The sequence below is a fragment of the Streptomyces sp. NRRL S-337 genome, from assembly GCF_000720175.1.
Classification (GTDB): domain Bacteria; phylum Actinomycetota; class Actinomycetes; order Streptomycetales; family Streptomycetaceae; genus Streptomyces; species Streptomyces siderophoricus.
In genome coordinates this window covers 1-10906 of sequence record NZ_JOIX01000132.1, presented here as the reverse complement: position 1 = coordinate 10906, position 10906 = coordinate 1, and the positions used below count along the sequence as shown (strand labels likewise).

The following is a 10906-nucleotide window of genomic DNA, read 5'->3' as shown; positions in this document are numbered from 1 at the left end:
TTCGTCGGCAGCGTCAGATGTGTATAAGAGACAGCTCCCATCCCCTCCCCCCATATCGTTGACACCCATGCGGCCAGGACAACTACAGAACGCGAGAACGCGCCCCAGCTGGGCGGGACGTAACTACCTGCTCCTCACCGGAGCCACCGTGATCGCGAACCTCGGCAGCTCGGGCGCACTGATCGCCACCGCCTTCGCGGTCCTCGCCGCCGGCGGCTCCGCCACCGACGTAGGACTGGTCGCCGCCGCCCGCACGATCCCCCTCGTCCTCTTCCTGCTGATCGGCGGCGCGGTCGCCGACCGACTCCCCCGTCATCACGTCATGGTCGCCGCGAACGCCCTCAGCTGTATCTCGCAGGGCCTGTTCGCGTTGCTCGTCCTGACCGGGGAGCCACGCCTGTGGCAGATGGCCGTATTGGCCGCGCTCGGCGGCACCGGGCAGGCCTTCTTCGCCCCGGCCTCCGAGGGCATGCTGCTCGCCAGCGTCTCCGGGGAGCAGGCGGGCCGCGCTTTCGCGGTGTTCCGCATGGGCATGAGCGGCGCGAACATCGGCGGCGCGGCACTCGGAGGCGCGCTCGTCGCCGCGGTGGGCCCCGGCTGGGTCCTGGCTGTCGACTCCGCCGCGTTCGCCCTGGCCGGGGCGCTACGCGCCTTCCTCGATGTCCGCGGCATCCCCGAACGGGCCGCGGGCAGCGGCATCCTCCACGATCTGCGGGACGGTTGGCGCGAGGTGGCCTCGCGCCCGTGGTTGTGGGCGGTGGTGGTGCAGTTCTCCATCGTCAACGCGGTGGTGTCGGCAGCCGAGGCGGTCTACGGACCGCTGGTCGCCGAAGAGCATCTGGGCGGTCCGGGCCCGTGGGGCCTGGCACTGGCCGCCTTCGGCGCGGGCACGGCGATCGGCGCCCTCCTCATGACGCGCATCAAACCGCGCCGTCTCCTACTGACCGGCGCACTGTGCGTCTTCCCGCTCGCCCTCCCGTCCGCCGCACTCGCCATCCCCCTGCCGGCCCCCGGCCTCACCGCCCTCATGTTCGGCACCGGCATCGCGATCGAGGTCTTCTCGGTGACGTGGATGATGGCCCTGCATCAGGAGATCCCCGAGGAGAAATTCTCCCGGGTCTCTTCCTACGACTGGCTGGGCTCGGTCTCCATGATCCCCCTGGCCACCGCCCTCGCCGGCCCTGTCCAGAACCTCATGGGCCGCACCGCCGCCCTCTGGTCCTGCTCAGCCCTGATCGCCCTCCTCACCGCCGCCGTCCTCTGCGTCCCCGACATCCGCCACCTCACCCGCCGCACCACCCCACCCCTGTCGGCCTCCCCCTCTACCCCCTCCCCAGCCCCTCGCCCGCCCATCACCGAAAGTGATAAAATCACGGGAACTAACAACGCTCAGTAATCGTTGCCGGAGATAGAGGAGGCACACACGGCCCAGCCCCAAGGCCAAGGCGCAGACGTAGACGCAGACGCAAACGCAGGACCCAACCCAGACCCAGCCCAAGGCCCCCAGCCGGGCCCCTGCAAACAACCCCCAAAAAAACGAGGTGCGATCGAGACGCCAACCGAAACAACACGCTGAGGCCACGAACCAAGGCCAGAGCCGACCGAGGCCACAGCTGCCCCACTCCGCAACCACGCCATGCCCCGCTCCACACCACGGGCCAAGTTGACGATCACGCCCTGGCACGACCACGCCGCGGTAGGGGGCTGGCCAGGGCAGAGGAGGGATGGCGAGGGCGGCAGCCCGGGAGGACGAGCGGGAAGACGGACCGACCGTCGCTGCTAACCGCTACCCCTTGCCGTCGTCACACTCTCGGTCAACTCCGTCAACTGTCCGTCAACCAACGTTTCCGCTATCCCTGCACGTCATCGCCAGGTTCCCACGGCTCATCGCCAGGTCCCCACAGCCAGGCCCCTCACCGCGGTTAGCCGACGCTGAAGGCGCCAGCCGGAGGGCACGGAGACGCCACCGCCTCGGCATCCCGTACGGGTAGCGCATCGGCGATCAGACGCCGAAGGGCTGTACCGTGCTCGACCCGCGCCGGGAAGGCGTCCGCGGCTGCGCGCCGGGCCAGCGGCGCAATCGGGAGCTCCGCATGCGAGGCGACCAGGACGGCGTTGCCGAACCGGCGGCCTCGGAGCACTGAGGGCTCAGCGATGAGCGCCAAGTGCTCGAAGACCGTGGCGAAGTTGGCGAGTTGACTGCGGAGAAATTCGAAGGGTGCGCTGTCGGCGAGATTCGCGATGTAGCAGCCGTCTGCCCGCAGTACCCGGTCGGCGGCCCGTGCGTACTCGACCGAGGTGAGATGCGCCGGCACCCGCGAGCCGCCGAAGACATCGGCCACGATCACATCGGCGCTCGCTTCAGGCGCTTCCTCCAGCGCCGTACGAGCGTCCTGCGCTCGTACGGCGATACCGCCGATACCGTCGTCGTCGGGGAGCGGTAGGGCTTCGGTCACCAGGGCGAGCAGGCCTCGGTCGGCTTCGATCACGTTTTGGCGGGAGTGCGGACGGGTGGCGGCCAGGTAGCGGGGCAGGGTCATGGCCCCGCCTCCGAGGTGCAGCACATCGAGCGGCTGCCCGGGGGCGGCGAGCTCGTCCAGGACGTGGGCGAGGCGACGCACGTACTCGAATTCCAGGTGCGTGGGCGCGTCCAGGTCGACGTACGATTGCGGGGCGCCGTCCACGGTCAGCAGCCAGGCGCGCGGCCGGTCCACGTCCGGTAGCAACTTAGCGGTTCCGTGATCCACGGATCGGGTGACGGGTATCGGCTCGGGTGCTTCGTCCACCGCTCTATTGTGCCGGGCCGGCGGCTGGTGCCTGGCGGGTGCGCCGGGCCAGTGGTATGTGCCTGACGGGTGAGGGGGCTGGCTGGCGGGTGGGTGGCTGGGCTGGTGGGCCGGTGGTTCGTGGCGGGCCGTTTGGCCCTGGTGCGGTCGTCCCCGGTACCCCGGCCGGCTGCCCCCGGACGACCGGACGGCCCTGCGGGGGATCGTTTAAGTTCTCCGCAAGGGCGTGAGCCGGGCGGATGTGCCCACGGAGCGGATCGGCTGCGTCGTCCTCGCCCTGCGTTACGAAATTCCGCGACGGTATCTGCACGGGTGAACCGGGCCAACTACCAGCTGTTTTGGCTGAGTTGACGGAGAGAGCGGGCCTCTGGCATCCTTTGGGAGCGGCACCTCACGTGTGTCCGCACACATCACGGCTCCTCTTCGATGAAGAGGGGCCGCTTCTGTTTTCCCGACCGTTCAGCCCCTGGGTGACACCCCAGGGGCTTTTTTCGTCTCCGGAGGTACGCCTTGCCTACCCTGCCCGCCACCCTGTTGGGGGCACCCGTCTGGCTCGTGATGCTGGCCGTGTTCGTCTTGGTGGCCGTGCCCGGCCTGGTGGCCTTCTTGGGCTGGCTGATCGCACGGCGGGCGGCGCCGGCTGATCTGCCGCAGGTCCTGCTCGGGCTCAGCCACGTCATCTCCGCGTTCTGCGGCCTCCTGCCCTGGGGCAAGCCCTCGGTTCCGCCTGCCCTGCTCAAGCCGGGCGTGTCGGACCCTGAGCCGAGTACTGTGCCGCCGCAGACCCTGGTGGTAATGCGAAACGACGTAGCGCTGCGACCAGGCACCCCAGGGGGTGAACGATGACTGGCCGACGTAGAGAGAGGGCCAACCAGCGCCCCCGGGTGGAGCGCATCACGTCATGGAGCGCCATTCTGCGATCCATGGACCGTGAACAGGCAATGACGCTCTTGGCCTGCGCGCTGTACGGGACAACGCCGAAAGAACTCTCCCACGCTCTGGGACAGCGCTGGACCAGCGCATTTGTTGGACGATCAGGCGCCGTGTATCACGCATACCGGCACAGCCGGTCGTTGGATGTTGAGCTGCTCGGCAGCTGGTTCCCCGAGGGCGGGAACACCCTCGTCATCGACGAAGACCTGCGGGCCCTGATCCGCGAGTGGAGGATCGAGGAGCGGTTCGCGCCGCGCTGCCGGCAGTGCGATGCTCCTTTTGCCAGGCGGGCCAAGGGCGGTCGGCGGCCCCGGGAGTACTGCTCCAACGCCTGCCGCCAGAAGGCGTACCGTCGCCACAACGCAGCGGTACGCGAGGCGGACGACGCGCGCGAGTGCCATACCCCCGACGAGGTGGATCGCGCCCTGCGGGAGGGGCGGGAGGTCGTGATGTGCGAAATCTGTCAGCCGGGTTACCCCTCCCGCCATCTCGCGCGGTCGCACTTGACTGTGATGTACAGACTTTGGGACGACGTGGAGTGACCTCTCACCACCCCGTCGTCGCCGGATCCTCGGATGCCGACCAGGCGGTCACCTTGCTCGGTGTGCGGTGATACTTAGCTCCGCACCGGAAGCAGAGGCCCATGGAGGCATCCGGTTCTGCCGCGGTCGAGGCGCCGGGCACCACGGACGGCTGCTCGGCCCAAGGCCCGTGCCCGCTGCACCCGCATGGCTGGAGCTGTCCGTCGTCCGCGCCGATAACCTCAAGCACGTACAGCTGCGCCAGCTCGCAGGCGGACCATTGAAGCGGTGCAGAAGAGGCAGCGCAGCTCCGGCTCCAAGACCTGGTCCCCTGCGTGGTCCTTTTCCTCCGGGATCGCCACGGCGTACTGCCGGCAGTGCGGGCACAGCACCGTACGGTCCGCCAGGTCCTTGAGCGTGGCGTTGACGTTGCGCATCCGAGCCTTGACCAACGAGTCGATGCGGCCCAGCCGCTCCCGGATGCGCTTCATGGTGTCCATGTATTCGGCGCCGAACTGGCTGGTGGACCGCGGGTCGTAGAGGTGCGGTTCATCCAAGTATGGCCGTGGTTGCCCGGGTCGTCCTGGGGTGGTCGTGCTGTGCCGGCTGGTCGTGCCTCGTGTTCGTAGTTGTGGTGCCGCGCCCCGTACTCGGAGGGATGATTCGCGAGTACGGGGCGCGGCTTGGGAATGGCGGGGTCAGGGGGTGAGGGTGCGGACCGTGCCGGCGCCGATGGTGCGGCCGCCCTCGCGGATGGCGAAGCCGAGGCCGGGCTCCAGGGGAACGTCGCGGCCGAGTTCGACCGTGACCGTCACCGTCTCACCCGGGCGCGCGATGCCGCGCTCGCCGAGGTCGAGGTTGCCGACCACGTCCGCGGTGCGGATGTAGAACTGCGGGCGGTAGCCGGTGGAGATCGGCGTACGGCGGCCGCCTTCCTCGGTGGAGAGCACGTACACCTCGGCGGTGAAACGGCGCCGCGGTGTGACGCTGCCGGGCGCGGCGACCACGTGGCCGCGGCGTACCTGGTCGCGGTGTGTCCCGCGGAGCAGCAGCGCGACGTTGTCCCCGGCCTCGGCGGATTCCATCGGCTTGCCGAAGGTCTCCAGGCCGGTGACCGTGGTCTCGGTGTCCGCGCCGAGCACGGCGACCCGGTCGCCGACCCGTACGCTGCCGCGCTCGATGGCTCCCGTGACGACCGTGCCGCGCCCGGTGATGGTGAGGACGTTCTCCACCGGCAGCAGGAACGGCGCGTCGACATAGCGTTCGGGCGTCGGCACGTACGTGTCGACGGCGTCGAGCAGCGCCTCGATGGCCTCCGTCCAGCGCGGGTCGCCCTCGAGGGCGCGCAGGCCGGAGACGCGTACGGCGGGTACGTGCTCGCCGTCGTAACCGTGCGCGCTCAGCAGCTCGCGGGCCTCCAGCTCCACCAGGTCGGTGAGTTCCGGGTCGCCGGCGTCCGCCTTGTTGAGGGCGACGACGATGTGGCGCACACCGACCTGTTTGGCGAGGAGCACGTGCTCGGCGGTCTGCGGCATGATCCCGTCGACGGCGGAGACGACGAGGATGGCGCCGTCGAGTTGGGCCGCGCCGGTGACCATGTTCTTGATGAAGTCGGCGTGGCCGGGCATGTCGACGTGGGCGTAGTGGCGGGTGCCGGTCTCGTACTCGACGTGCGAGATGTTGATGGTGATGCCGCGGGCGGCCTCTTCCGGGGCGCGGTCGATCCGGTCGAACGGCACGAAGGTGCCGGTGCCGCGGTCGCTGAGGACCTTGGTGATGGCCGCGGTGAGGGTGGTCTTGCCGTGGTCGACGTGGCCCATGGTGCCGATGTTCAGGTGCGGCTTGGTGCGCACGTATGCCGTCTTCGGCATGGTTTTCTTCCTCGCAAGGATGCGGTGAGAACGGCGAGTTGTCGCCGTGGGGACCCCTGGGCCGGGCCGACCCTCCCCCTGCGGGGTCCGCCGGACGATCCGGAGAGGGTCAGCTTCGTGCGCCGTCGAAGGCGGCAGCGGTGGCCAGGGCGGTTACTGCGGCGATGGCCTTGGTGGGCATCGGTGCAGTGGCCCGGGTGGGGGCTGCGGCGAGGAAGTCGGCGGCAGCCTTCAGCTCGTCCGCGACTGCGGACGTGAGCGACAGGAAGGCATACCGGGACATGCGTCATATGGTGCCGGGTGGCTGCCGTGACGTCGAACGATTTATCCGCTGCCGGTCGGTTACGCTCCCGGGGTGTTCGCCCCTGTCGCCCCTGGCCATGGTTTTGCCGCCCGCTGTGCGCGGGTGGCGTGTTCTCCGTGGTTGCGGCTGGCGTTGTTGTTCGTCCTGTTGGCCGGTGGTGCGGTGGCGATGCTGCGCTGGGAGCCGCAGCGTCTTTTGTCGGGTGGCTGGGCGGCGCAGTTGTCCGGGGCGACCGCGATGGCGGTGTTCGCGGTGGCGTACGGCTTGTGCACCACGGTTTTTGTTCCGCGTCCGGTCCTGAACCTCGCTGCGGGAGCGCTTTTCGGCAGTGTGGCGGGGCTGGCTGCGGCGCTCGCCGGGACGGTGCTGGGGGCCGGGCTGGCGTTCGGGCTGGGGCGACTGCTGGGCCAGAAGGCGTTGCGGCCGTTGTTGCGGGCGCGCTGGCTGGCGGCGGCCGACCGGCAGCTGAGTGAGCACGGCTTCCGCTCGATGGTGGCGGTCCGGCTGTTCCCCGGGCTGCCGTTCTCTGCGGCCAACTACTGTGCTGCGGTTTCTCGTATGGGCTGGTGCCCTTTTCTTCTGGCTACGGCACTCGGCAGCCTTCCGAATACGGCGGCCTACGCCGTGGCCGGTGCCCGGGCGGCGACCCCGTCGTCGCCTGTGTTCCTGTTGGCGATGGCTTTTCTCGCACTCAGTGCTTTGGGGGCACTGATGGTGGCGTGGCGCAAGCGGGAGGCGTTGCGCGGGCGCTGAGGGCGGCGGGGTGAGCACCGTTTGTTTGTGGGTCAGCACCGGTTGTGTGTGGGTCAGCACCGTTGTGTGAGGCGCTCATCGATCTCGGTGTCCGGGACGGACTTTTGTACGGCGCCTGTCAGGCCATGGCGCTGTTTCCCGGCGTCTTCCGTTCGGGAGTGCTCGTTCGCGAATGCCCGTTCGGGAGTGCGTGTTCGGGAGTGCTCGTTCGGGAGTGCTCGTTCGGAGGTGACGGTCAGCGGTGGTCTGTTAATGGGCTGTGGAGTGGAGTGGGACAAGTGCCGGCCCGGGCGGGCGGCGGGGGCCGGCGGTATCGCGGGGTTTGGGTCGTCGTACGGGAAACAACATCGGGCGGGCGGGGAACCAGTCGGGCCGGCCGTGGCCGGTGGTGGTACCTGTAGGGAATGGGCCGGTGACGATAACTGGTCGTAATGGGTCGTAACGGGTCAGGAACTCAGGTGGTATTGGGTCCAGGGCTGTGGAGCTTGCGCCGGGTCCTCGTGGGTGGGGGCGAGGGTGCCCCAGGGGGCGAGGGCGTTGTCCCATTCGGTAGAGAGGGCGGCGGTGACGTCGGGAACGGATTCCGTCGATGGCATCGTGCCGGTTTGCCAGGCGGTGGCCATGGGGTGCGCGTGAGGCGCGGAGTTCCAGGCGGCGGTTTGCTGGGCGGGGATGGTGTATTCGCCTTCGTGGACGTCGCCGGGGCCTCGGCGGTGGCGTCCCGCGTGGGTTTCCGTCGTGCCCGGATAGAACCGCCCCTGGGCGGAGAGCTGTTGGGCACGGGTAACCAGGCGGGTGAGGTCGAGCCCGAATTCGGCGGCGAGTTCGCGGAGGTCGACGCCGGTCTGCCAGCTGCCGATGAGGACCGCGTCCATGGCCGGGGACCAATTCTGGTCGGATGGCCCCGACCCGCTGCCGGTACCGGCGCCGCCATCGCGGGTGGAGCTGGTGGTGCGGGGCGCGGTGGCGGGGTTGTGGTGGGCGTATTCGGCGGAGTTGTCTGGGGCTGGTGGGTTCTCTTCCGGTTCGCGGGGTGGCGCGGTGTGGACGGCTGCGGCGAGCAGTTCCTCGGCGACGGCCCGGGCGTCGTCCTTGCCCACCGTGCGCCGGGCGATGCGCACTTCCCGCTCGTTCAGTCCGAAAAGTCCGGCCACGGCGCCGGTGCTGCCCACGGTGACCGCGAATGCCGCCAGAACTCGTGACCGGTCGGCCTGGGCCTCGTCAAGTCGGGCCTGCGCCTCCCGCACGCGTTCGTCTCCCAGGCAAAACGCCTCTGCCAGCACGGCGTTGCGGTCCCACAACTCTCTAGGATCCATACCCGTTCAACGCATCTTGGGCAGAGGTGTCCCGACCTGCCGTAGCAAAGCACCCCAAAGCACCCATCGAACCACCAGATGAAAATCACTCTGCAGCCGCCGGGGCGGAGCGGCCTCAAAAGCACCGGATGGCGTAATGCCTGGCCACGCGGTTGAGTTCGCGCGCAGCGTGGATTGTCAGTGGCTTGGTCTAGTGTCGTGATCAGTGAGATTTTCATCGCGGGCGGCGCGGACGCATGGTGCGTTGGTCCCCGCAAGGCGTTGCTCTATGCAGTGCGTTGTTCGCGGTGATCGTATTCAGGGGGACACATGAGGAGTCGTTGTTCGCTGAGGTGCTCGAAGACGTGCTCGAAGACGTGCTCGAAGTCGTGCTCGAAGTCGTGCTCGAAGGCTGTGCGAGCCGTTGAGATGCCGCAGGGTGCGTTGACCATGGATATGCGGCCGGGTGCGCTCAAAGGCGATCGCCGCCGGGCGGTGGTGGAGCGGTTTGGGCAGTTGGGGGTGCGCATTCTTCATCTCGACGCGTGGGCCGGGGCCGTTGATCGCCTGGTGAAGTTCCGTGAGCGTGGTCGGGCGGCCCGGGGGCCGCTGGACGTGGCCATACGCTTCTTCGGGTTCAACCAGCCGGTCGCCGTTTAGGAGCCGCCTGCCTTCGGCACGGAGGGTGTGGAACAGACGCTGCGGGGGCTCAGGGAGCCGGAGGGGCGGCGGCCGGGCCGGTGGGGCGTTCCGCGGCGTGTGGCAGAGGTTCGTCGAGGTGGGGCAGCCCGATCGGGTTGGGGAAGGGCAGCACGTCCGCGGCGAGGACGCGGCGGGCGACGGCGTCCAGGGCGTGCAGCAGCGCTTCGGTCTCCGCTTCGGGCAGCGCGTGCAGCATGCGGCCGGCCAGCCGGTCGGTGGCGTGCTCGATGCGTTCACGTTCTTGGAGGCCGTGCTCGGTGGCGTGGCCGTCCGCGTCGACGAGGTCTCGGGAACGAAGGCGGTCCGAGGCGGACGCCCATTCCTCCTCGCTCCAGCCTCGGTCCTCCCGGATGGTGTCCTTGGGGACGCGGCCGGAGGCTGCGGCCAGGACGACGGCTTCGCAGCCGTCGAGTCCCTCGTCGGCGAGCACGGCGAGATGCGCATCGCCGCGGAACTCGCGCAGAGCGGTGACCAGTTGCCAGAGCCGCTCGACGGGGTCGGCGTGGTCGCAGAGTGCGCGGTTGGCGGCGAAGAGGGGGCGCGCGGTGGCCGGTGCCTCGTCGACGAGTGTCTGGAGCGGGGGCAGGAGGTCGGTGGTGCGGTGTTCCAGCTCGGGATCGATCCTGCGCAGGGCCTGGGCGGCGCGGCTGCCGCGTTCGTCGAGGATGTGCGCCGGACCGGCCACGCTCCAGGCGGCGGGCAGCGCCCGGGCCACCATTCCGGGCGCGAAGACACCCAGTACGGCCGTGGCCGCAGCGGGTTCCACGGCACCCAGCGGAGCGGTACGGGAGGCGAAATAGCCCATCCAGAAGCCCTTGAGGCCGAGGTCCTTGCCCAGGGCACGGCACCTCTCGTCGAAATAGCAGACCGCGTGCAGGGGCTCGGTCACCAGCCAAAGCGATCGCGCATGCAGCTCCATGCCCCGCACGGTACCGCCGCCGGGGATCCGGCGCAGCGTGTGGGCGCGCAATGTGTGGCGTGCGACGTGTGGGCGTGCAAGGTGGGGGCGTGCGACGGGCCCCGGTCCCCGGAGTCGGGGGACGACGATGCAGGCCGGGCGGCGTTTCTCGCGCTGATTGCGGGCCGAGAATCAGGGCGTCCGTCGCTTCGAGCGGCCTGCGCGCAACATCGGGTACCTCGATGCCCGGCGGATGGCGATCAATGGCAGCTACGACCGTGCCACCGACCACCGTCTCCACCCGTCAGCTCTGGACCGGGCGCAGCTGCCCGCGCCTCGCTACCTCGATCGGCTGGTGTGCGTCGATGTGGCGGACACGCTGCAGGACCTGGGCGGGCCGTGGTGGTCGGCGAGACGAGGCGGGGCGGGGCGCACCACCCCACTGACCGGCATCCGGTGACGGAACGCATCACCGTGACGGGTCCGACAGCCCGAACGGTCAATCCCGTGACGGGCACCAACGGGGAGGGGGCGGCGGGCACCGGGATCGTGCCGTGCGGGCGCAGCCGGGGCGTGCCGCTGCGGGTGCAGGCGGACTGCGCCGTTGCGGCGGAGAAGGGCTCGATGCGGCGTATGGGGAGGCTATGCGGGGGCGCGCGGGAGGGGGCGGCGTAGCGGGGAGAAGGCAGGAGGGGAGCTTGGAGGGCGGGAGTTGGAGGAGGAGCCGGGAGGAGCCGGGAGCTGGAGGAGGTGCGTGGAGAGGGTGGTAGGTGGAGGAGGGGCCGGGGCCTGTCTCTTATACACATCTCCGAGCCCACGAGACGGACTCCTATCTCGTATGCC

General features: G+C 69.5%; 12 protein-coding genes. 6 read left to right on the top strand and 6 right to left on the bottom strand.

Annotated features, from left to right (window positions below; genetic code table 11):
• The first annotated feature begins 67 nt into the window (after positions 1–67).
• Positions 68–1396, top strand: a complete 1329-nt coding sequence (locus IG62_RS0140070) for an MFS transporter (RefSeq protein WP_030815956.1) — start codon at positions 68–70, stop codon at positions 1394–1396.
• A gap of 526 nt (positions 1397–1922) precedes the next feature.
• On the opposite strand, the gene IG62_RS0140065 is transcribed toward IG62_RS0140070, so the two are convergent.
• Positions 1923–2786, bottom strand: coding sequence for a spermidine synthase (locus IG62_RS0140065; protein WP_030815954.1), 864 nt, complete (start codon positions 2784–2786; stop codon positions 1923–1925).
• 510 nt (positions 2787–3296) lie between these two features.
• Between IG62_RS0140065 and IG62_RS0140060 the strand changes: the two genes are divergently transcribed.
• Both IG62_RS0140060 and IG62_RS0140055 read left to right on the top strand, forming a co-directional pair.
• Positions 3297–3632 carry a hypothetical protein gene (locus tag IG62_RS0140060; RefSeq protein ID WP_030815952.1) on the top strand — a complete coding sequence of 112 codons (336 nt, stop codon included), beginning with the start codon at positions 3297–3299 and terminating at the stop codon, positions 3630–3632.
• A 77-nt stretch (positions 3633–3709) separates the two neighbouring features.
• Positions 3710–4261 (top strand): hypothetical protein, encoded by a 552-nt coding sequence (locus IG62_RS0140055; RefSeq protein WP_158795188.1) that lies wholly within the window; start codon positions 3710–3712, stop codon positions 4259–4261.
• Positions 4262–4482: 221 nt separating this feature from the next.
• Here the strand turns inward: IG62_RS0140055 and IG62_RS0140050 are convergent, their stop codons facing one another.
• The 3 genes from IG62_RS0140050 to IG62_RS47570 all read right to left on the bottom strand — a co-directional run bounded on the left by IG62_RS0140050 (position 4483) and on the right by IG62_RS47570 (position 6394).
• Positions 4483–4797: a hypothetical protein gene (locus IG62_RS0140050; protein WP_030815945.1), complete on the bottom strand. Its 315-nt coding sequence runs from the start codon at positions 4795–4797 to the stop codon at positions 4483–4485.
• A gap of 141 nt (positions 4798–4938) precedes the next feature.
• Complete coding sequence (gene tuf, locus IG62_RS0140045; protein WP_030815942.1) at positions 4939–6111, bottom strand: elongation factor Tu; 1173 nt, start codon at positions 6109–6111, stop codon at positions 4939–4941.
• A 109-nt stretch (positions 6112–6220) separates the two neighbouring features.
• On the bottom strand, positions 6221–6394 hold the full coding sequence (locus IG62_RS47570) for a hypothetical protein (protein WP_158795187.1): 174 nt from the start codon (positions 6392–6394) through the stop codon (positions 6221–6223).
• Between the two features lie 72 nt (positions 6395–6466).
• Here IG62_RS47570 and IG62_RS0140035 point away from each other — a divergent pair, with 72 nt between their 5' ends.
• On the top strand, positions 6467–7168 hold the full coding sequence (locus tag IG62_RS0140035) for a TVP38/TMEM64 family protein (protein ID WP_030815939.1): 702 nt from the start codon (positions 6467–6469) through the stop codon (positions 7166–7168).
• Between the two features lie 446 nt (positions 7169–7614).
• Here IG62_RS0140035 and IG62_RS43575 read toward each other — a convergent pair whose 3' ends face one another.
• A complete protein-coding gene (locus IG62_RS43575) occupies positions 7615–8469 on the bottom strand; it encodes a hypothetical protein (protein WP_030815936.1) in 855 nt (284 codons plus the stop codon).
• A 444-nt stretch (positions 8470–8913) separates the two neighbouring features.
• Between IG62_RS43575 and IG62_RS0140020 the strand changes: the two genes are divergently transcribed.
• Positions 8914–9123 carry a hypothetical protein gene (locus IG62_RS0140020; RefSeq protein ID WP_158795186.1) on the top strand — a complete coding sequence of 70 codons (210 nt, stop codon included), beginning with the start codon at positions 8914–8916 and terminating at the stop codon, positions 9121–9123.
• Positions 9124–9172: 49 nt separating this feature from the next.
• On the opposite strand, the gene IG62_RS0140015 is transcribed toward IG62_RS0140020, so the two are convergent.
• Positions 9173–10084 (bottom strand): SCO6745 family protein, encoded by a 912-nt coding sequence (locus IG62_RS0140015; RefSeq protein ID WP_051799229.1) that lies wholly within the window; start codon positions 10082–10084, stop codon positions 9173–9175.
• A 232-nt stretch (positions 10085–10316) separates the two neighbouring features.
• Between IG62_RS0140015 and IG62_RS49365 the strand changes: the two genes are divergently transcribed.
• Positions 10317–10523, top strand: coding sequence for a hypothetical protein (locus IG62_RS49365; RefSeq protein ID WP_234326941.1), 207 nt, complete (start codon positions 10317–10319; stop codon positions 10521–10523).
• The last annotated feature ends 383 nt before the right edge of the window (positions 10524–10906 follow it).

Excerpts from the sequence above, each read along its gene's own strand:
- IG62_RS0140070 (WP_030815956.1), top strand. The coding sequence starts at position 68 with ATGCGGCCAGGACAACTACAGAACGCGAGAACGCGCCCCAGCTGGGCG.
- IG62_RS0140055 (WP_158795188.1), top strand. The coding sequence starts at position 3,710 with ATGGACCGTGAACAGGCAATGACGCTCTTGGCCTGCGCGCTGTACGGG.
- tuf (WP_030815942.1), bottom strand. The coding sequence starts at position 6,111 with ATGCCGAAGACGGCATACGTGCGCACCAAGCCGCACCTGAACATCGGC.
- IG62_RS47570 (WP_158795187.1), bottom strand. The coding sequence starts at position 6,394 with ATGTCCCGGTATGCCTTCCTGTCGCTCACGTCCGCAGTCGCGGACGAG.
- IG62_RS0140020 (WP_158795186.1), top strand. The coding sequence starts at position 8,914 with ATGGATATGCGGCCGGGTGCGCTCAAAGGCGATCGCCGCCGGGCGGTG.
- IG62_RS0140015 (WP_051799229.1), bottom strand. The coding sequence starts at position 10,084 with ATGGAGCTGCATGCGCGATCGCTTTGGCTGGTGACCGAGCCCCTGCAC.
- IG62_RS49365 (WP_234326941.1), top strand. The coding sequence starts at position 10,317 with ATGGCGATCAATGGCAGCTACGACCGTGCCACCGACCACCGTCTCCAC.